The sequence below is a fragment of the Microbacterium sp. X-17 genome (assembly GCF_039615055.1).
On record NZ_JBDHNI010000002.1, the window covers coordinates 744,934 to 763,669 of the forward strand.

The window sequence follows — 18,736 nt, forward strand, 5'->3', positions numbered from 1 at the left end:
CCGGCTCAGAGTTCGCCGGCGACCGCCGCCCGGACGCGCTCGGCAACCTCGTCCGGCGTCCCGGTCGCCGCGATCCGGACGATCGAGTCCTTCTCGTGCAGCATCTCGATCGCGAGCTCGTAGTCGGCGTACGCCCGCGTCAGGCGCTCCAGCTCCTCGAAGCGGTCCGGGATGCCCCGCCGCGTCTCGAGGCGCCGCAACGCCGCCGCCGGGGGGAGGTCGAGGTAGATCGTGAGGTCGGGCCGCAGCAGCCGGGTCGCGACCTCGTTCGCGTGCAGGACCCACTCCATCCCGACGTCCCCGGACTGATACGCCAGCGAGGACAGGACGTAGCGGTCGCTCACGACGTCGATCCCGCGCTCCAAGAAGCCGAGTACGCCGTCGCGCGCGTTCGTGAGGTGGTCGATGCGGTCGGCCACGAACAGCGCCGCGATGACCCGGTCGTCGAGTGGCACGCGGCCCGCGAAGGACTGACGGATGAGAGACCCGATCGGGCCGCTCGTCGGCTCGGCCGTGACGTGCACGTGCGATCCGCGCGTTTCGAGCCACGCGGCGAGCCGGTCGACCTGCGTGGACTTCCCGGACGCGTCGAGGCCTTCGAGCACGATGAAGCGCCCGCGGCGCGGTGCGCCCCCCTCGGAAACGGTGTCGACCATCGCGAGTGATGTTACCGAACCGGCTCGCCGCTCTCGGTGCCCGCCCGCGTCAGCCCTGCCTCAGCCGCAGCAGCTCCCGGCGCCAGTCCCCGGGCACGCGCCCCTCCGGTCCCGGCGTCGGCTGCGAGTCCGGGTGGCTCGACGGCGGCGTCAGCTCCGGACCCTCGAACAGCTCCTCGGCGACGTAGTCCCAGAACCAGGTCTCGCCGGGCTCGAAGCTGCGCATGAAGCGGTGCCCCGTCTCCTGGAAGTGCCCGGTCGCGTGACGGGCGGGCGAGTCGTCGCAGCATCCGATGTGACCGCACTCGACGCAGCGACGCAGGTGCACCCACCAGCCGTCGAGCGCGTCGCATTCCACGCACCCCGCGCCGGAGGGAGGGATCGTCACGTCGATCTCGCTGCGTTCCATGGATTCGCCCCGAACGTCCGCCGTCCTGTGAGCTGCCAGACTAACCCTCCCCCGCGATCAGGAGATCTCGCTGAATCAGGCCGAATTCCGGCCGGATCTTCCTGAATACGCCAGATCAGGAGTTCTCCCAGGCGGGAGACATCGCGGTGACAGGGATGCCGGGCGCCGCGCGCCTAGAATCGGGACCCGTGATGCATGCTTCGCGGCCGCCGCGCCACGCGCGAACGGGCCCCTCCCGCGGGCATCTGGTCGCGCTCTACGTCGTCATCGCGATCGAGACGGTTGCCCTGATCGTCGTGCTCGCCCTCCTCGTACAGCTGGGCGCTCGCGGTGCCGCAGCATCCGCCGACGCAGGCGTCGCGCAGAACCCGCCGCAGCTGTCCGACGCGCAGCAGCTCATCCTCGCCCAGGGCGGGGACGCGAACTCGTGCGCCGTGAGCTTCCGCGGGGACGGCATCACGGATACGCCCGTCCTCGAGCAGCAGGGCACGCTCTACCAGCATCTGCCGATCCCGCGCCGCGACGGCCAGGTCTTCGGCGGCTGGTATCGCAGCGCGGCGGACGCGGCCGCCTTCACGCAGACCGCACGCGTCAACGGCTCAGAGGCGGTCGCCTGCGCCGACCAGCAGGAGACCTTGTACGGCGCGTGGAAGAAGCCGGCGGATGTCGCAGCCGAGAACACCGGCGTCCCGATCCTGATGTACCACCAGTTCACGACCAACGCGAACGGCGAGAGCAACTCGCTGAGGGGGAACTACATCTACATCGGCGACTTCGAGAAGCAGATCGCATACCTCGCCGACCAGCACTTCTACCTGCCGACCTGGCCGGAGCTGAGCGCGTTCATCGACGGGGCCCTCTACCTGCCGAAGAAGTCCGTCATCGTCACGGACGACGACGCCGACAAGACCTGGCTCGAGCTCGCCGTGCCGATCGTCGACAAGTTCAAGGTGCTCACGACGTCGTTCGTCATCACGAAGTGGCGGCACGAGGGCACCCCGTCGCTGTACGTGCTGCAGCGCTCGCACACCGACGACATGCACGAGGCGGGAGCCAACGGCAAGGGCCGGATGGTGAACTACACGAAGGACCAGATCGTCGCCGACATGCTGCGGTCCGCGCAGATCCTCGGGGTGCGCGAGGTCATGGCGTATCCGTTCGGCCACTACAACGACACCGCCAAGGCGGCGCTGCGGGAGGCCGGGTTCGAGATGGCCCGGACGATCGAGCAGGGCTACGTGCGCCCCGGCGCCGACAAGCTCGCGCTCCCCTGCATCCGCGTCGACTACGGCGAGACGATGGCGGCGTTCACGAAGGCGGTCGGCTGAGCCCCCGCGATCTCGCGGATCAGAGCTCGCCGGGCGACATCGCCTCGCGGTCGAGCTCCTCCACGAACTCGCGCGCGGCGGACTTCTTGCCGCTGCGCCGCGGCGCGTAGACCACGAGCGAGTGGAACAGGAACCGCACGACGAACGCGGCGATGAGCGTGATCCCCGCGGCGATCACGGGAACGATGTGCCACGTGTTCACGAGGAGCGCGATGATCGGGATGCGGATGATCGCCTCGGCGCCGTTGAACGCGAACGACTTCGCGAATCGGGACCAGACGCCGGACGCCTCGCCCTTCATGTCCTGGAAGACATACCGCTCCTGCAGGACGAAGTTCCCGACGATCGTGAGAACCGAGGCGATGATGGCGGCGAGGATGTAGTTCATCCCATAGTGCTGCAGGACCCACATGATCGCGAGGTTCGCAAGCGCGCCGACCACACCGATCACGGCGAACAGCGACATCTTCCCGAAGCGCAGCAGCGCGAGCTGAGCGAGGAAGTGGAAGCCCTGCTTCATCGACGCCTTCGACTCGCCCGCGTGGCGGCCGGCGAACACGAACGGGATCTCGGCGACGCGCAGGGGCTTCCGCGCGAGGATCTCGAGGAGGATCTTGAAGCCGAGCGGCTTGAGGTTGTCGATATCGAGAGCCCGCCGGTCGACGAGGAAGAAGCCCGTCATCGGATCCGAGACATCCTTCAGGCGGATCGGAAACATCGCCTTCGTGAGCATCGTCGAGCCGCGCGAGACGAGGACGCGGGAGCCGCCGGACAGGCCTTCCGACGAGCCCTCCGCCACGTAGCGGGAGGCGACGACGACATCCACACCGCCCTCCTGGTACCGGTCGACGAGGTCGACGATCGTCTCGGGCGGATGCTGCAGATCGCCGTCCATGACGACGCAGACGTCCGAGTGCGCGTTCTGGAGGCCCACGACCACGGCGCCGCCGAGGCCGCCCGAGGCGTGGTTGCGGTGGATGAGCCGGACCGGCATCGCGGCGGTCTTGGCCACCTCGCGCACGGTGTCGGCGGTGTGGTCGGTGCTGTCGTCGACGAAGAGGATCTCGGCCTGGAGGCCACGGGTCGCGGTGGTGACCCGACGTACGAGTTCGGCGATGTTCGGTGCCTCGTTATACGTCGGCACGATTATCGTGACGTTCATGGATCGTGGTCCTTCGCGTCGGGGGGATCGGCCCCGCGCGGGGAACGATTATGTCCATGTTGCCATGCGGTATTCGCCGCGCGAAGTGGGGAGAGCGAACAATAGCGAGTTCTCAGGCAATCGAGACATGCCTGAGACCGCATCGACCCTCGCCTTTCGGGGCGGCCGTACGCTGGAAACATGACTTCAGCAGGAACCCCCGCGGAGGGGACGATCACGATGTTCGGCGCCGAGTGGTGCTCCGACTGCCGTCGCACGAAGGCCCAGCTGGACTCCCTCGGCGTCGACTACGCCTACGTCGACCTCGAGGCGGAGCCTGCTGCGGCCGATGTGGCGCGCGAGATCTCCGGCCGTACCAACATCCCCGTCGTGGTCTACCCGGACGCCACGCACCACGTCGAGCCCTCCAACGGCGACGTCGAGGCGAAGCTCCGCGAACTCGCTCTCATCTGAGGCAGCGATGTCCTCCGCGCTCGACGAGGCGATCGCTCGGCTCGCGGAGGGCTCAGCGCTCTGGTCGGGTCTGACGCTCGACCAGCGCGCGCGGCTCCTCGATCGCACGCACGCGAGCGCGGGTGCCGTCGCCGCCGAATGGGCGGAGACCGCGGCGCGGATCAAGGGCCTGGATCCCGGGCATCCCACCGCCGGCGAGGAGTGGCTCACCGGCCCCTACGCGTTCCTCACGGCGCTCGACGCCGTCGCTGCGTCGCTGCGCGCGCTCGCCGCGGGTCGATCGCCCGCCGGCCGGCTCCGCTCGCGGACGACGCGCGGCGGCCGCACGGTGTTCGACGTGTTCCCCCGCACGCGGCGGGAGCACCTGCTGCTCATGGGCTTCACGGGCGAGGTCTGGCTGCGGCCCGGAGTCTCCGCGAGCGCAGCGAAGGCCGCCGCGGGACTCGCGCAGCGCACGCCGGGCCGGCCCGGCGGGATCGGGCTCGTGCTCGGGGCGGGCAACGTCACCTCGATCCCCGTGCTCGACGTGCTGTCCGAGCTCGTGAGCGCGAACCGGGTGTCGCTCCTGAAGCTCAACCCCACGATGGATCCGCTGCTGCCGGTGTTCGAGCGCGCGCTCGCCCCGCTCGTCGAGCTCGGACTCGTGCGCATCGTGACGGGGGGTCCCGCGGAGGGCGCCGCCCTCACACGGCATCCGCGGATCGAACACGTCCACGTGACCGGTTCCGGCGCGACCTTCGACGCGATCGTGTGGGGCACCGGGAAGGATGCCGCGGGGCGGCGCGCGGCGGATCGTCCCGCACTCACGACGCCGATCACGGCCGAGCTCGGTGGAGTCTCCCCCGTCATCGTCGTGCCGGGGCCGTGGCGCGACGCCGACCTGCGCTTCCAGGCCCAGCACATCGCGACGATGCGCCTCAACAACAGCGGGCACAACTGCGTCGCGGGCCAGGTCGTGGTGGTGTCCGCGGACTGGGACCGGCGCGACGCGTTCCTCGCGGAGCTGCGCGCCGCGTACCGGCGCGCACCCGAGCGACCCGTCTGGTACCCGCGGGCGGACGAGCGGATCGCGGATGCCCGGGCCGCCCACCCCGACACCGCCCTCGCGCCCGACCGGCTGCTGGTCCCCCTGGCGGGCGACGACGACGTCGAGACGGTCGAGTACTTCGCGCCCGTGCTCGGCGTCCGCGAGCTGCCGGGGCTGGGGCGGGCGTTCCTCGACGCCGCGGTCGACTACGCCAACGACCGCCTCGCCGGCACGCTCGGCGCCGACGTCCTGATCGACCCGGACACGGAGCGCGAGCTCGGGGACGGGTTCGAGGACGCGATCGAGCGGCTGCGCTACGGCTCGATCGCAATCAACACGTGGACCGGAACCGCATTCGTCACCCCGACGCTGCCATGGGGTGCGTTCCCCGGCGGCACCCTCGAGGAGGTCGGCAGCGGGATCGGCACGGTGCACAACGCGTACCTCTTCGACGACGTCGAGCGGGGCGTCCTGCGCGGCCCGTTCCGCCCGTTCCCGCGGAACCTCACGGGCGGGCGGATGACGCTGCTGCCGACGCCGCCCTGGTTCGTGGGCGCGCGCACGGCCAACACGGTGAGCGAGGGCCTCACGCGCAACCTCGTGGACGGCGATCCGATCCGGCTCGCCGCCACCCTCGCCGCCGCCTACCGCGCCTGACCCCCCTCGCCCCCTCCCCCCGAGAACGCGCGTATGTCACGGAATCGGCACGATTCTGAGACACAAGCGCGTTCTCGCGGGCGGGTGGCGGGGGGTCGCGGGCGGGTGGTGCGGGCTCAGTGGTGGAAGGTCGGCTTCTGGCCCTCGACCGGCATCGGGCTCTCGAGCTTGTCAAGGTAGTCGACCTCCATGCGGATGTCCGCGAGGAGCTTGTCGGCCATGTCGATGCTGAGGTCGCGGCGGACCACGATCCGCTGCACGGTGACGTCCGCCAGATCGTCGGGCATCGGATACGCCGGCACGAGCCATCCGTGCATCCGCAGCCGGTCGCCCAGGTGGTACAGGTTCCAGTTCTCCGTGTAGCCGTCCTTGAGGCGCCACGCGAACACCGGGATGTCCGTGCCGTCGCTGACGAGCTCGAACGGGCCCATCTTCCCGATCGCGCGCGACAGGTGCACCGCGACGTCCTGGGCGCCCTGCTGCATCGCCGTATAGCCGGCGTTGCCGAGGCGGAGGAAGAGGTAATACTGCAGCAGCACCTGCGCGCCGGGCCGCGAGAAGTTGAGCCCGAACGTCGGCATGTCTCCGCCGAGGTAGGAGACGCGCATCACGAGGTCCTCCGGCAGCCACTTCGCATCGCGCCATACGACCCAGCCGAGGCCGGGATAGACGCCGCCGTATTTGTGCGCGGACGTGGAGATGGAGTGCACGCGCTCGAGGCGGAAGTCCCACTCGAGATCCGGTTGCAGGAACGGCGCGATCATGCCGCCGGAGGCGCCGTCGACGTGGATCGGGATGTCGAGACCGGTCTTCGCCTGGATCTCGTCGAGCTTGCTCGCGATCTCGCGCACCGGCTCGTACGCGCCGGTGTACGTCACGCCCATGATCGCGACGACGCCGATCGTGTTCTCGTCGACATACTTCTCGAGGTCGCTCCCGTCGAAGACGGGATGCTCGGCCGTGACCGGCACGAGGCGCATCTCGACGTCCCAGTAGTTGCAGAACTTCTCCCAGCAGACCTGCACGGCCGCGCTCATGACGAGGTTCGGCTTCTCGGTCGACTTCCCCGCCGCCCGTCGGGCGTGCTGCCAGCGCCGCTTGAACGCGAGGCCGCCGAGCATGCACGCCTCGCTGGATCCCGTCGTGGAGGTGCCGATCGCGTCGTCGACGCTGGGCGCGTTCCACAGGTCCGCGAGGATGCGCCAGCAGTGGTCCTCGACCGCGGCCGTGGACGGGTACTCGTCCTTGTCGATCATGTTCTTGTCGAACGTCTCCGCGTACAGACGCACGGAATGCTCGTCCATCCACGTCGTCACGAACGTGGCGAGGTTGAGACGCGCGTTCCCGTCGAGGAGCGCCTCGTCGTGGACGAGCTGATACGCCGTCGCCGGCAGCAGCGGCTCGGCACCGAGCCGATTTCGGCCCACCGCGCTCGAGGTCGTGCGGCGGTCGAAGACCTCGAGCAGTTCGTCGTCGGTCATGGTGTCCTCCCAGCGAGATAGGTCGGTCGTGCGGCTATTCGATCGGGCCTCGGAAACGGTCGGTGGCGGCGCGGAGCGCGCGGGCGATCCCCGGCTCGCTCGCGGCGTGGCCGGCATCCGCCACCATCACGAGCTCGGCCTCGGGCCAGGCGCGATGCAGATCCCACGCGGTCATCGCCGGCGTACACACGTCGTAGCGGCCCTGCACGATCACGCCCGGGATGCCGGCGACGGTGGGGGCCCGCTCGATGAGCTGTCCGTCCTCGAACCAGCCGCCGTGCACGAAGTAGTGGTTCTCGATCCGGGCGAACGCGGTCGCCGCGTTCAGCTCGGTCATCCCCGCGACGAGCTCCGCGTCCGGCTCGAGCGTCAGGGTCGACGCCTCCCACCGCGTCCAGGCGACGGCGGCCGGGAGGTGCACGTCGGGGTCCGGGTGGACGAGGCGCCGGCGGTACGCGTCGATGAGGTGCGAGCGCTCGAGCTCGGGGATCGGCGCGAGGTAGTTCTCCCACAGGTCCGGGAAGATCGCCGCGGCGCCGCCTTCGTAGAACCACTCGAGCTCGAACCAGCGCAGCGTGAAGATCCCACGGAGCACGAGCTCTGTCACGACATCAGGGTAGGTCTCGGCGTACGCGAGCGCGAGGGCGCTGCCCCAGGACCCCCCGAACACCTGCCACCGCTCGATCCCGAGCGTCGTGCGCAGCAGCTCGATGTCGGCGACGAGATGCCAGGTCGTGTTCGTGCTGAGATCCGCGTGCGGCTCGCTCGCGTGCGGGGTGCTGCGGCCGCAGCCGCGCTGGTCGAACAAGACGATCCGGTAGGCGGCGGGATCGAAGAACCGCCGGTGCCATCCGGAGGATCCGGCGCCGGGACCGCCGTGGAGGAACACGACCGGCTTGCCGTCGGGATTGCCGCACTGCTCCCAGTACACGCGATGGCCGTCGCCGACGGTGAGCATCCCGGTCGCGTAGGGCTCGATCGGCGGGTAGAGCACCTCGTCGAGTCCCGCGGGGTAGCCCATGCGATCACGCTAGCGTGACCTGACCCGAGGCGACGCGACAGGCCGCGGACCCGTGCCAACTAGGCTCGTCGCGTGGGTCCGGAGTCCTACATCCTCATCTTCATCGCCGTGATCGCCGGCGTCGCGCTCGTCGCCGCGGTCGGCCAGCGCCTCGGGATCGCGTCGCCGCTGCTGCTCGTCGCGATCGGGCTCACGGTGTCCGTGCTGCCGTTCTTCCCGGCCCTGCACGTGAACCCGGAGTGGATCCTCGCGGGCGTCCTGCCGCCGCTGCTGTACTCCTCCGCGGTGTCCGTTCCCGCCGTCGAGTTCCGGCGGGATCTCCGGCCCATCTCGCTGCTCGCGGTCGCGCTCGTGATCGTGAGCGCCGTGCTCCTCGGGCTCTTCTTCGCATGGGTGATCCCCGGCCTCGGCATCGCGATGGGCATCGCGCTCGGCGCGATCCTCAGCCCCACAGACGCCGTTGCGACGTCGATCGTGAAGCGGCTCGGGATCTCGTCCCGCGTCACGACACTGCTGGAGGGCGAAAGCCTCCTCAACGACGCGACCGCGCTCGTGCTGCTGCGCACGGCAATCGCCGCGGTGGCCGCCGGGTTCTCGTTCGGCGCGGCGGTCGGCGCGTTCCTCTGGAGCACCCTCATCGCGGTCGTGATCGGCAGCCTCGTCGGCTTCTTCAACCTGCGCGTCCGCGCGTGGATCCGCCATTCGCCGTCGCACACCGCCCTGAGCTTCGCCATTCCGTTCCTGGCATACTTCCCGACGGAGGCGCTGGGCGGCTCCGGGTTCGTCGCCGCGGTCGCCGCCGGCATCGTGACCGGCCAGGGCGCCGCGCGGTGGTTCACCCCCGATCAGCGCATCTCCGAGGAGCTCAACTGGCGCACGATCGAGCTCGTCCTGGAAGGCAGCGTCTTCCTGCTCATGGGCCTGGAGCTCAAGGAGGTCTTCACCGCGAACCTCCAGGAGCACGACGGCCTATGGCACGGCGGCTGGCTCGCGCTCAGTGCCGTCGGCATCATCATGGCGGTCCGCGTGATCTTCGTCGTCATCCTGGTCGCCCTGCAGGCGCGAAGAGCGAGGGGCTCCCGCGTCCGAAGGCAGGAGCGCCTCGAGCAGATCAGCACGGGGCTGGACGAACGGGACGCGGGGCCCCCGCCGGACCGGCGGATGAAGATCTTCCGCGTCCGCGTGACGAGCGCGCTCGCGGACCTGGACTACTACCGGGCCACCCCGCTCAACTGGCGGCACGGCGCGATCATCGTGTGGGCCGGCATGCGCGGCGTCGTGACCCTCGCGGCCGCGCAGACGCTTCCGGAGGATGCCGCCCAGCGGTCGCTGCTCATCTTCGTGGCGTTCCTCGTCGCGGTGGGGAGCCTCCTCGTGCAGGGGTTCTCGCTGCCGCTCGTCGTGCGCGCCGTCGGCCTGCAGGGGACCGGGGACGCGGGGCCCTCGCCGGAGGAGCACGCACGCCTGCTCGCCGAGCTGCGCACGGCCGCCGCCCGGGCGCTGGCGGATCCGCGCCTGCGCAAACCGGACGGCGAGCCGTACTCGGCCGACTTCCTCACGGCGATGAGCTCGCGGCTCACCGAGCCGCCGGACGACGACACGACCACGCGGGTGAAGGAGATGCGGTTCCTGCGCCTCGCGATGATCGACGCGATGCGCACGCGGCTCACGGAGCTGTCCGCATACGGCACGTACAGCACCGTGGTCCTCCGCCACACGCTCGCCGAGCTCGACGCCGACCAGATCAGCATCGAGCTCCGTTCGAGCGATGACGACGATCTCTGAGGCGGTACCCGCGGACGGCGCGGGCAGGCCACAATAGGAGGGATCTGAGGAGGCCCGCATGAGCGAGCTGACGACGGACGCGTCCGCGACCGCCGTGGACACGAGCCCCATCCACCTCCCGCACGTAGCGTCGGAGTGCCCGACGTGCTTCCGCGAGCTCCAGGCCGACCGCAACTGGTGGCGAGCCCGCCCCGCCGGCTCCCGCCTGGTCGGGCTCGTCGTGGCGCGGGACGGGATGCCGTCGGTCGTGGAGCAGCGCGACGACCTCACGCGCTTCGGGGTTCCGATCCACAACTTCCGGCACCCGGCTCCCGAGACGCTCGAGAGCTGGGAGGAGCGCCTCGTCCGGCTGATCGGCACGCTCCGGCGCGGAGACGTGCTCGTCATCGCGAACGTGCATGCCCTGGGGCGCGACCCCGAGGAGGAGACGCGCACGGTCACGGCCCTCCGCGAGCGCGGCGTGGTCGTGAAGGTGCTCAGCCACACGGGGCGTCACCTCTCCGACACCGGCCGGTAGCCCGGGTCAGGCGGCGGCGCGCCAGCAGCCGGCGAGGTGATCGTCGACCATCCCGGCGGACTGCATGAGCGCGTACATCGTGGTCGAGCCGACGAAGCGGAAGCCCCGGGCCCGCAGGCCCTTGCTCGCGGCATCCGATTCCGGCGTCATAGCGGGGATGTCGGCCATCGTGGCGGGACGCGGGCGCGGCCCGGCCGGCGCGAACGACCAGAGGAAGGCGTCGAGCTCTCCCGGCGCCATGGTGGTGAGGAGGCGCGCGTTCCCGATCGTGGCCTCGATCTTGGCGCGGTTGCGCACGATGCCGGCATCCGCGAGGAGCCGTGCGACGTCGGTCTCGTCGAAGGCAGCGACGACGGCGGGCTCGAAGTCCGCGAACGCGCGACGGAACGCCGGGCGCTTGCGGAGGATCGTGATCCAGGAGAGCCCCGCCTGGAACCCCTCGAGACTCAGCTTCTCGAAGAGAGGTCGGTCGCCGCGGAGCGGGCGGCCCCACTCCTCGTCGTGGTACCGGACGTAGTCGGGATCGTCCCCGACCCACGCGCACCGCGCCCTCCCGTCGGCACCCGTGCGGAGGTCGGTCACCCGCCGAGCCTAGAACCTCCCCCGTGAGAACGCGCTTGTGTCACGAAATCGGGCCGATTTCGTGACACAAGCGCGTTCTCAGGGTGGGGTGGCCGGGGGTCAGGGTGGGGTGGCCGGGGGTCAGGGGCGGCGGGGGAGGGTCTTCTCGGAGACCGGGGCCTCGCCGGAGGATTCCAGGGCCGCGTAGTAGTCGTGGGCCTCGGTCTGCCGGGCGAGCTCCGCGCCGCTCGCGATGGGGGCGCGCACGTGCTCCGGCTCGTACCCGAAGGCGTCCACGAGGTCCTGGGCGTGCGCCCGCAGCCGCGCGCACAGCCGGCCGATGTACTGCGAGACCGTCGCCGCCCGCTTGACCGACAGCCGGCCGTTGATGAGGTACCACGACAGGTGCTTCTCGATCAGCGTCAGGCCGAGCAGGTCCCGCAGCCACGTCAGCACCTCGCGGGTGTCCGGGTCGGCGACGCGCGCGATCCCGTCCGTGAACGCCTCCCACTGCAGGAGTTCGCCGTGCGCGCGGGCGGCCTCGATGAGGTCCGCCTGGTTCGCGCTGAACAGCGCCGCCGACTCGGCCGCGGGGAGCTTGGCCGCGGGACGAAGTCGCGCCGCGACATCCGCCACCATCTGCTGCACGCGGTCCGCGAGGAGCTCCTGCTGCTGGTCGCCGCGGAGCCCGCGAACGACGGACCGGGCCGAGGAGCCCAGGTCGCCGACGGTCTGGCCGAGCTGGCGCAGGCCTGCCCCATGGAACGCCTTGCCGGCGGCCTGCACGGCGGCGAAGCGCGCGAGGGCCGCGGCATCCTTGCCCTTGAACTGCTTCGCGTAGTCGGACAGCAGACGCTTGCCGACCAGCTGGAGCAGGACGTTGTTGTCGCCCTCGAACGTGACGTACACGTCGAGGTCGTGGTGGAGGCCGACGAGCCGGTTCTCCGCGAGGAAGCCGGCGCCGCCGCAGGCCTCGCGCGCCTCCTGGATCGTGTCCAGCGCGTTCCACGTCGAGAGGGGCTTCAACGCGGCGGCGAGCGTCTCCAGATCCTCGCGCTCCTCGCTCGTGTCGGTGCGCCCGCTGAAGACGCCATCGAACTTCTGCAGGAGCTCCTCGTGCGCGAACGCCTGCGCGTAGACCTGCGCGAGGCGCGGCAGGAGCCGGCGCTGGTGCTTGCCGTAGTCGAGCAGCACGACCTCCGGCGTCCCCGCACCGTTGTCGAACTGCCGGCGCTGGTTCGCGTACGTGATCGCGATGTCGAGCGCGAGCGCCGCACCCCAGGTCGCGGCGCCGTCGAGCGAGACGCGACCCTGCACGAGCTGGCCCAGCATCGTGAAGAAGCGGCGACCGGGGCTCGCGATCGGGCTCGTGTACGAGCCGTCCTCCGCGACGTCGCCGTACCGGTTGAGCAGGTTCTGCCGGGGGATGCGCACGTGATCGAAGTGCAGGCGCCCGTTGTCGATGCCGTTCAGTCCGCCCTTCACGCCGTCGTCCTCGCCGCCGATTCCCGGCAGGAACTCGCCCTGCTCGTCGCGGAGCGGGACGAAGAAGCAGTGCACGCCGTAGTTCACGCCGCCCGTGATGAGCTGCGCGAACACCGTCGCCGCCCGCCCGTGCAGCGCGGCGTTGCCGAGGTAGTCCTTCCATGCGCCCCGGAACGGGGTGTGGATGACGAACTCCTGCGTCTCGGGGTCGTACGTCGCGGTCGTGCCGATCGCCGCGACATCCGATCCGTGTCCGGTCTCGGTCATCGCGAACGCGCCGGGCAGCTCGAGGGAGATCACGTCGCGCAGCCAGGCGTCGTGGTGCACCTTGGTGCCGAGCTGCAGGATCGCCGCGCCGAACAGGCCCCACTGCACGCCCGACTTGATCTGCAGGCTGGGATCGGCCAGCACGAGCTCCTCGAAGCCGGCGAGGTTGGCGCCGTTGTCCTCCAGGCCGCCGTACTCCTTCGGCATCGCGCGGTTCGAGCCGCCGTTCTTGGCGAGCAGGTGCAGCTGCGTCAGGACGCGCTCACGCTGCTCGGCCAGCGAAAGGCCCTCGATACGCCAGAACGCGGGGTCCTTGATGAGCGCGCGCGACTGCCGGCGAGTGTCCGCCCAGGTGCCCAGGAGCGCGTCCGTCACCCGGGGGACGTCGATGCGCGGGCCGGTGCCGACGGCGGTCGATGGTACGGCGACGGCATCCTTCGGCTCAGGGGTGGCGGGGGTTCGGACAGCGGCGTCGGTCATGGCAACACCTTCCGGCGAGGGGATGGGGATCGATTCCGATGGTAGGTCGCCTACAAGTTGGAGCCAACATGTGTGGAGGGATGCCACATCCGCGTACCTGCGGGCGGCGCTCCGGTTGTGCCGACCTACAAGCTGGACCCCGCGTGCTGCGCGACCCAGCGCGCCGCATCCGCCGCGACCCGGTCGGCGTCCCCCGCCGAGACATCGAAGACCGCGCCCGGCTCGTCGACGGCGAGCGGCTCCAGGGTCGCGAGCTGCGAGACCAGGAGGCTCGCGGGCATGAAGTGGCCGGTGCGCGCCGTGGCGCGGCGAACGAGCGTCTCCGGGTCGGCCCACACGTGCACGAATACCGTCGTCGGGGCGGCCGCGCGCAGCCGGTCACGGTATGCGCGCTTGAGGGCCGAGCACGCGACGACGAGGCCGCCGTGCCCGGCCGCCTCCGCGAGGCGGGCGCCGATCGCGTCGAGCCACGGCATCCGGTCGGCATCGTCGAGGGGAACGCCCCGCGACATCTTCGCGACATTGGCCGCCGGGTGCAGGTCGTCGCCGTCGACGAACGGCACGCCCAGATCGCGCGCGAGCGCCGCGCCGACGGTGGACTTCCCGGATGCCGAGACGCCCATTACGACGACAGCGGGTGCGGGCACGCCCTCATCGTGCCACGGGTGGGTCGCGGGCGGTCGCTGTTGCGCGGCCCGCATGGCCGGGGCGCCGAGCCCGGGCCATGGCCCGCGTGCCGCGCTACCGTTTCTCGCACGCGCCGCTCGAATTCGAGTGGCGCGTGCGAGAAACAGGCGCGCGGGGTCGCGCGGGGTCGGGCGCGCGGGCGGGGTCAGGCGGCGGCGACGACCGCGAGCACGGCATCGCCGTAGGCGTCGCGCTTCTTCGCGCCGATGCCCGGGATGCCGTCGAGTTCGGCCAGGCTCGCGGGCCGCCGCTCCGCGACCGCCCGAAGGGTGGCATCGCCGAACACGATGTACGCGGGCACCGACTGCTCTCGGGCGACCTCGGCGCGCCAGGCGCGGAGCGCCTGGAACAGCGGCTCGTCCGCGGGCGCGACCGTCGCGGCCGCGGCGGACTTCGTGCGCGTGCCCGAGGTGCGCGTGAGCACGTCACGGCGCAGCGGCACCGGCGTCTCGCCCCGCAGCACGCCGACCGCGGCGTCGGCGATCGCGAGCGTGCCGTACTCGCCGCGAGCCACGAGGAAGCCCTGCGCGAGGAGCTGGCGGACGACACCGCGCCACTCCTGCTCGGACAGGTCGGCGCCGAGGCCGAACGTCGACAGCTGGTCGTGTCCCTGCTGACGCACGCGCTCGGTCGCGTTGCCGCGGAGGATGTCGATGAGCTGCCCGGCGCCGAACGCCTGGCCGCGCTCACGCTGGAGCCGCACGATCGTGGACAGGAGCTTCTGCGCGGCGACCAGCCCGTCCCACGTCTCGGGCGGCTCGAGGCACGTGTCGCAGTTGCCGCACGGCGCGGACTCCTGCCCGAAGTACGCGAGGAGGTTCTGCCGGCGGCATCCGACCGTCTCGCACAGCGCGAGCATCGCGTCGAGGTGCTGATGCTGGCGGCGCTTGCGGGCGAGATCGCCCTCGCCCCCGTCGATCAGGCGCCGCTGCTGGACCACGTCGGCGAGGCCGTAGGCCATCCACGCGAGCGACGGCTCCCCGTCGCGGCCCGCGCGGCCGGTCTCCTGGTAGTACCCCTCGACCGACTTCGGCAGGTCGATGTGCGCGACGAAGCGCACGTCGGGCTTGTCGATCCCCATCCCGAACGCGATCGTGGCCACCATGACCACGCCGTCCTCACGGAGGAAGCGCGACTGGTGACGGGCCCGGATGCCGGCATCCATCCCCGCGTGGTACGGGAGCGCGTCGATCCCCTGCGCGCGCAGGTGCTCGGCGGTCTGCTCGACGCTCTTGCGGCTCAGCGCGTACACGATGCCCGACGCGCCCTCGGGCTGCGAGCGGATGAACGCCACGAGCTGCTTCCGCGCCTCGGCCTTCGGCACGATCCGGTACTGGATGTTCGGCCGGTCGAAGCTCGCCACGAAGTGCCGCGCGTCGGGGAGGCGCAGCCGCTCGGTCATCTCGCGGTGGGTCTCCCGCGTCGCCGTCGCCGTGAGCGCGAGCCGCGGGACGCCGGGGAACCGCTCGCCGAGGTCGCCGAGCGCGAGGTAGTCGGGCCGGAAGTCGTGGCCCCACTGCGACACGCAGTGCGCCTCGTCGATCGCGATCACGCTCAGCCGCCCGCGCTGCAGAAGGCTCGTGGTCTGCGCCAGGTTGAGGCGCTCCGGGGCGACGTAGAGCAGATCGAGGTCGCCCGCGAGGTATGCGCGCTCGACCTCCTGCCGCTCCTGCGGCAGCTGCGTCGAGTTCAGGTACGCGGCGCGGACACCGTTCGCGCGCAGCGCCTCGACCTGGTCGTGCATGAGCGCGATGAGCGGGCTCACGACGAGCCCGGTGCCCGGCCGCACGAGGGCCGGGACCTGATACGTGACGCTCTTGCCGCCGCCGGTGGGCATGAGCACGACGGCGTCGCCGCCCGCGACGACGTGCTCGACGATCGCCGCCTGGTCGCCGCGGAACGCGTCGTACCCGTAGACCTCCTCGAGCACCGCGAGCGGCGCGGCGCCCGTGAAGTCGCGGGCCGGGGCGGCAGCGGATGCCGGAACCGCGGATGCCGCGGGCACCGACTCCGGCGGAGGCGGAGCATCCCACGCGTCCGCCGGGGGGAGCTCCTCCGGATCCCACGGCAGGTCGGCGTAGGGGTCGTCGAACGCGGGGGCGTCCTCGACCGGGTCACCGGGCCGCGAAGTCACGCGACCACCCTAACCGCGGCCGCCGACAGCGGGCGCCCCCGCCGGCGAGCGCGCCTGGCGGAACCCGGCGGGGCCGCCTACGTTGGGGGAGGACGACGGAGGGACGGGTATGACGGACGACACGACGGTCACGCGCAACGACGAGGCATCGCGGTACGAGATCCATGTGGGCGGCTCCTTCAGCGGGTTCTCGGAGTTCCGCATCGACGCGCGAGGACGCGTCGTCCTCCCGCACACCGTGATCTTTCCGCAGTTCTCCGGTCGCGGGCTGGGGACGGTGCTCATCAGCGACATGCTCGGCGACCTCGCGCGACGCGGGGAGACGATCGTGCCGTGGTGCCCGTTCGTGACCCGGTATCTGAAGGACAACGACGTCGCCGGCCTCGTCGTCGACTGGCCCGACGAGGCGGACGCGATGGATGCCGCGGCCGGGGGCGAGTCCACCGCGTGAGCCGTCTCGACGAGGCCGAGAACGCCGTCCGCGAGTCGCCCGTCGCGTGCGACGGCCCGCGGGCGGTGCTGCTGGAGGCGCGCGAAGTGCCGCTCGGCGGCGTGCGCGCGATGTCGGTGCACCGCGCGCTCCCGCAGCGCGACCTCCCGATGGTCGGGGCGTGGTGCTTCCTCGACCGTTTCGGCCCGCAGAAGACCCGGATGCGCGTCGAACCGCACCCCCACATCGGGCTGCAGACCGTGACGTGGCCGATCGTGGGCGAGGTCCGGCACCGGGATGCCGTCGGCAGCGACGTCACCGTGCGGCCGGGCGTGCTCAACCTCATGACGAGCGGCGAGGGGATCGCCCATTCCGAGTACTCCGTCGGCGAGGAGCCCGTCCCGCTCGACGCCCTGCAGCTCTGGGTCGCGCTGCCCGAATCGCGGCGACACGGTGCGCCGGCCTTCGAGCGGCACGAGGACCTGCCCGTCCTCCCGCTCACACCGGTGTCGGGGTCGGCGGGCGAGGCGACGGTCGTGCTCGGGGCGCTCGGCGGCGTGACGTCCTCGGCATCCGCGCACACTCCGATCGTCGGCGCGGAGCTGCGGCTGCCCGCCGGATCCCGCGTGCGCGTGCCGCTCGACGCGACGTGGGAGCACGCGATCGTCGGCGTCACGGGTGACCTCGTGGTGCACGCCGATCCGGCGGTCGACGTCGGCCCCCAGCATCTGCTGTACCTCGGGACTGGGCGCGACAGCGTCGAGATCGAGGCCACGACGGCATCCGTCGCCTTCCTCCTCGGCGGCGAGCCGTTCGAGGACGAGATCGTGATGTGGTGGAACTTCGTCGGCCGCTCGCACGAGGAGATCGCCGACGCGCGGGAAGCGTGGGAGTCCGGCGCCCCGCGCTTCGGGCACGTCGTGGGTCACGGCGCGGAGCGGGTGCCGGCCCCGCCGCTGCCCGCCGTGCGGCTGCGCCGGCGGCAGCGCCGGCTCTGACCCGCACCGGTTACCGGCGGCCGGTCACCTGCCGCGCCACGATCTCGCGCATGATCTCGTTCGTGCCGGCGTAGATCCGGTGGACGCGGGCGTCGAGGAAGGCGCGCGCGATCGGATACTCCGTGATGTACCCGTACCCGCCGTGCAACTGCACGCAGGTGTCGAGGATCTCCCACTCCCGCTCGGTCGACCAGAACTTGACCTTCGCCGCTTCCTCGGGCGTCAGCCTCGCCTCCTTGTACAGAAGCATCGCGCGGTCGATATACGCCCACAGCACGTCGACCGTCGTGGCGACGTCGGCGAGGCGGAAGCGCGTGTTCTGGAAGTCGACGATCGGCTGCCCGAACGCCTCGCGGCTCGTCGTGTACTCCAGCGTCCACTCCAGCGCGGCCTGGGATGCCGCGGCGGCGGCCACCCCGACGGACAGCCGCTCGAGCGGCAGGTTGCGCATGAGCTGCACGAAGCCGTGGCCGGCCTCGCCGCCGATGAGGTTCTCGTCCGGGACGAAGACGTCGTCGAAGGACAGCTCCGCGGTGTCGTGGCCGTGGAAGCCCATCTTGTTCAGCTTCTTGCCGTGGTCGAAGCCGGCCATGCCGTTCTCGAGCAGGATCAGGCTGAAGTCGTTGGCCTTGTCCCCCTCGCCGGTCTTCACGAACGTGACCACGAGGTCGGCGGTCTTGCCGCTGGAGATGAACGTCTTGGCACCGTTGACGAGGTATCCGCCGTCGACCTTCTTCGCCGTCGTCCGCGCACCCCGCAAGTCGCTGCCGGCGCCGGGCTCGGTCATCGCGAGCGCTCCGAGCACCTCGCCGGTCGCCATCCGGGGCAGCCACTTCTGCTGCTGCTCAGGTGTGCCGAAATGCGCGAGATAGGGGACGGCGAGGTCGTCCTGGATGCCGAGGGCGCCGGCGAGCGAGCCCGCGCCGGCGCGGATCGTCTCCTCCGTCACGACCGCTCGGAAGCGGTAGTCCTGCAGCATCCCCGCACCACCGAGCTCCTCCGGGACGGAGAGCCCGATGAGCCCGGCCTCGCCGGCCGCAAGCATCGTCGGGCGGTCGATCTCGCCGTCGGCATCCCACTGCTCGCGCTTCTCGTTCGTCGCGTAGCGGGCGACGAACTCCTTCACCACGTCGCGGAAGGCGTCCTGGTCCTCGTCATAGATGTCGCGCTCCATCGTGCCCCTGCCCTTTCGTGCACC

The 18,736-nt window shown here is 71.2% G+C and carries 17 protein-coding genes; 7 read left to right on the forward strand and 10 right to left on the reverse strand.

What is annotated here, in order from left to right; all coding sequences use genetic code 11:
* Positions 1 to 5: 5 nt before the first annotated feature.
* Both tmk and ABCS02_RS12050 read right to left on the reverse strand, forming a co-directional pair.
* Complete coding sequence (gene tmk, locus ABCS02_RS12045; protein WP_345835876.1) at positions 6 to 656, reverse strand: dTMP kinase; 651 nt, start codon at positions 654 to 656, stop codon at positions 6 to 8.
* Between the two features lie 49 nt (positions 657 to 705).
* A complete protein-coding gene (locus tag ABCS02_RS12050; protein ID WP_345835877.1) occupies positions 706 to 1,065 on the reverse strand; it encodes a UBP-type zinc finger domain-containing protein in 360 nt (119 codons plus the stop codon).
* 191 nt (positions 1,066 to 1,256) lie between these two features.
* On the opposite strand from ABCS02_RS12050, the gene ABCS02_RS12055 reads away from it, so the two are divergent.
* Positions 1,257 to 2,393 (forward strand): polysaccharide deacetylase family protein, encoded by a 1,137-nt coding sequence (locus ABCS02_RS12055; RefSeq protein ID WP_345836335.1) that lies wholly within the window; start codon positions 1,257 to 1,259, stop codon positions 2,391 to 2,393.
* 19 nt (positions 2,394 to 2,412) lie between these two features.
* Here ABCS02_RS12055 and ABCS02_RS12060 read toward each other — a convergent pair whose 3' ends face one another.
* Positions 2,413 to 3,555: a glycosyltransferase gene (locus ABCS02_RS12060; protein WP_345835878.1), complete on the reverse strand. Its 1,143-nt coding sequence runs from the start codon at positions 3,553 to 3,555 to the stop codon at positions 2,413 to 2,415.
* A gap of 180 nt (positions 3,556 to 3,735) precedes the next feature.
* Between ABCS02_RS12060 and ABCS02_RS12065 the strand changes: the two genes are divergently transcribed.
* Both ABCS02_RS12065 and ABCS02_RS12070 read left to right on the forward strand, forming a co-directional pair.
* Positions 3,736 to 4,008, forward strand: coding sequence for a glutaredoxin domain-containing protein (locus tag ABCS02_RS12065; protein WP_345835879.1), 273 nt, complete (start codon positions 3,736 to 3,738; stop codon positions 4,006 to 4,008).
* A gap of 7 nt (positions 4,009 to 4,015) precedes the next feature.
* Positions 4,016 to 5,692 carry an aldehyde dehydrogenase family protein gene (locus ABCS02_RS12070; RefSeq protein WP_345835880.1) on the forward strand — a complete coding sequence of 559 codons (1,677 nt, stop codon included), beginning with the start codon at positions 4,016 to 4,018 and terminating at the stop codon, positions 5,690 to 5,692.
* 116 nt (positions 5,693 to 5,808) lie between these two features.
* On the opposite strand, the gene ABCS02_RS12075 is transcribed toward ABCS02_RS12070, so the two are convergent.
* Both ABCS02_RS12075 and pip read right to left on the reverse strand, forming a co-directional pair.
* Entirely contained in the window at positions 5,809 to 7,173 is a 1,365-nt protein-coding gene (locus ABCS02_RS12075; protein WP_345835881.1) for a glutamate decarboxylase, read from the reverse strand.
* Positions 7,174 to 7,207: 34 nt separating this feature from the next.
* On the reverse strand, positions 7,208 to 8,194 hold the full coding sequence (pip, locus tag ABCS02_RS12080) for a prolyl aminopeptidase (RefSeq protein WP_345835882.1): 987 nt from the start codon (positions 8,192 to 8,194) through the stop codon (positions 7,208 to 7,210).
* Positions 8,195 to 8,266: 72 nt separating this feature from the next.
* Between pip and ABCS02_RS12085 the strand changes: the two genes are divergently transcribed.
* A complete protein-coding gene (locus tag ABCS02_RS12085) occupies positions 8,267 to 9,979 on the forward strand; it encodes a sodium:proton antiporter (RefSeq protein WP_345835883.1) in 1,713 nt (570 codons plus the stop codon).
* A 58-nt stretch (positions 9,980 to 10,037) separates the two neighbouring features.
* Positions 10,038 to 10,496, forward strand: coding sequence for a recombinase family protein (locus tag ABCS02_RS12090; protein WP_345835884.1), 459 nt, complete (start codon positions 10,038 to 10,040; stop codon positions 10,494 to 10,496).
* Between the two features lie 6 nt (positions 10,497 to 10,502).
* On the opposite strand, the gene ABCS02_RS12095 is transcribed toward ABCS02_RS12090, so the two are convergent.
* From ABCS02_RS12095 to recQ, 4 genes are all read right to left on the reverse strand, one after another.
* Entirely contained in the window at positions 10,503 to 11,078 is a 576-nt protein-coding gene (locus tag ABCS02_RS12095) for a DNA-3-methyladenine glycosylase I (protein WP_345835885.1), read from the reverse strand.
* Between the two features lie 120 nt (positions 11,079 to 11,198).
* The gene (locus ABCS02_RS12100; RefSeq protein WP_345835887.1) at positions 11,199 to 13,289 is read right to left on the reverse strand and encodes an acyl-CoA dehydrogenase; all 2,091 of its coding nucleotides are present in this window, start codon (positions 13,287 to 13,289) and stop codon (positions 11,199 to 11,201) included.
* Positions 13,290 to 13,414: 125 nt separating this feature from the next.
* Positions 13,415 to 13,936 (reverse strand): gluconokinase, encoded by a 522-nt coding sequence (locus ABCS02_RS12105; RefSeq protein ID WP_345835888.1) that lies wholly within the window; start codon positions 13,934 to 13,936, stop codon positions 13,415 to 13,417.
* Between the two features lie 185 nt (positions 13,937 to 14,121).
* Complete coding sequence (recQ, locus tag ABCS02_RS12110; RefSeq protein ID WP_345835889.1) at positions 14,122 to 16,110, reverse strand: DNA helicase RecQ; 1,989 nt, start codon at positions 16,108 to 16,110, stop codon at positions 14,122 to 14,124.
* A gap of 109 nt (positions 16,111 to 16,219) precedes the next feature.
* Here recQ and ABCS02_RS12115 point away from each other — a divergent pair, with 109 nt between their 5' ends.
* Both ABCS02_RS12115 and ABCS02_RS12120 read left to right on the forward strand, forming a co-directional pair.
* Complete coding sequence (locus ABCS02_RS12115; RefSeq protein WP_345835890.1) at positions 16,220 to 16,561, forward strand: GNAT family N-acetyltransferase; 342 nt, start codon at positions 16,220 to 16,222, stop codon at positions 16,559 to 16,561.
* A complete protein-coding gene (locus ABCS02_RS12120; protein WP_345835891.1) occupies positions 16,558 to 17,538 on the forward strand; it encodes a pirin family protein in 981 nt (326 codons plus the stop codon). Before ABCS02_RS12115 ends, ABCS02_RS12120 begins: the two co-directional genes overlap by 4 nt.
* A 10-nt stretch (positions 17,539 to 17,548) precedes the next feature.
* Here ABCS02_RS12120 and ABCS02_RS12125 read toward each other — a convergent pair whose 3' ends face one another.
* Positions 17,549 to 18,712 (reverse strand): acyl-CoA dehydrogenase family protein, encoded by a 1,164-nt coding sequence (locus ABCS02_RS12125; RefSeq protein WP_345835892.1) that lies wholly within the window; start codon positions 18,710 to 18,712, stop codon positions 17,549 to 17,551.
* Positions 18,713 to 18,736 lie beyond the last annotated feature (24 nt).

Bases quoted from the DNA above. Each gene is read 5' to 3' on its own strand.
- tmk (WP_345835876.1), bottom strand. From the start codon at position 656: ATGGTCGACACCGTTTCCGAGGGGGGCGCACCGCGCCGCGGGCGCTTC.
- ABCS02_RS12050 (WP_345835877.1), bottom strand. From the start codon at position 1,065: ATGGAACGCAGCGAGATCGACGTGACGATCCCTCCCTCCGGCGCGGGG.
- ABCS02_RS12055 (WP_345836335.1), top strand. From the start codon at position 1,257: ATGCATGCTTCGCGGCCGCCGCGCCACGCGCGAACGGGCCCCTCCCGC.
- ABCS02_RS12060 (WP_345835878.1), bottom strand. From the start codon at position 3,555: ATGAACGTCACGATAATCGTGCCGACGTATAACGAGGCACCGAACATC.
- ABCS02_RS12065 (WP_345835879.1), top strand. From the start codon at position 3,736: ATGACTTCAGCAGGAACCCCCGCGGAGGGGACGATCACGATGTTCGGC.
- ABCS02_RS12070 (WP_345835880.1), top strand. From the start codon at position 4,016: ATGTCCTCCGCGCTCGACGAGGCGATCGCTCGGCTCGCGGAGGGCTCA.
- ABCS02_RS12075 (WP_345835881.1), bottom strand. From the start codon at position 7,173: ATGACCGACGACGAACTGCTCGAGGTCTTCGACCGCCGCACGACCTCG.
- pip (WP_345835882.1), bottom strand. From the start codon at position 8,194: ATGGGCTACCCCGCGGGACTCGACGAGGTGCTCTACCCGCCGATCGAG.
- ABCS02_RS12090 (WP_345835884.1), top strand. From the start codon at position 10,038: ATGAGCGAGCTGACGACGGACGCGTCCGCGACCGCCGTGGACACGAGC.
- ABCS02_RS12100 (WP_345835887.1), bottom strand. From the start codon at position 13,289: ATGACCGACGCCGCTGTCCGAACCCCCGCCACCCCTGAGCCGAAGGAT.
- ABCS02_RS12115 (WP_345835890.1), top strand. From the start codon at position 16,220: ATGACGGACGACACGACGGTCACGCGCAACGACGAGGCATCGCGGTAC.
- ABCS02_RS12125 (WP_345835892.1), bottom strand. From the start codon at position 18,712: ATGGAGCGCGACATCTATGACGAGGACCAGGACGCCTTCCGCGACGTG.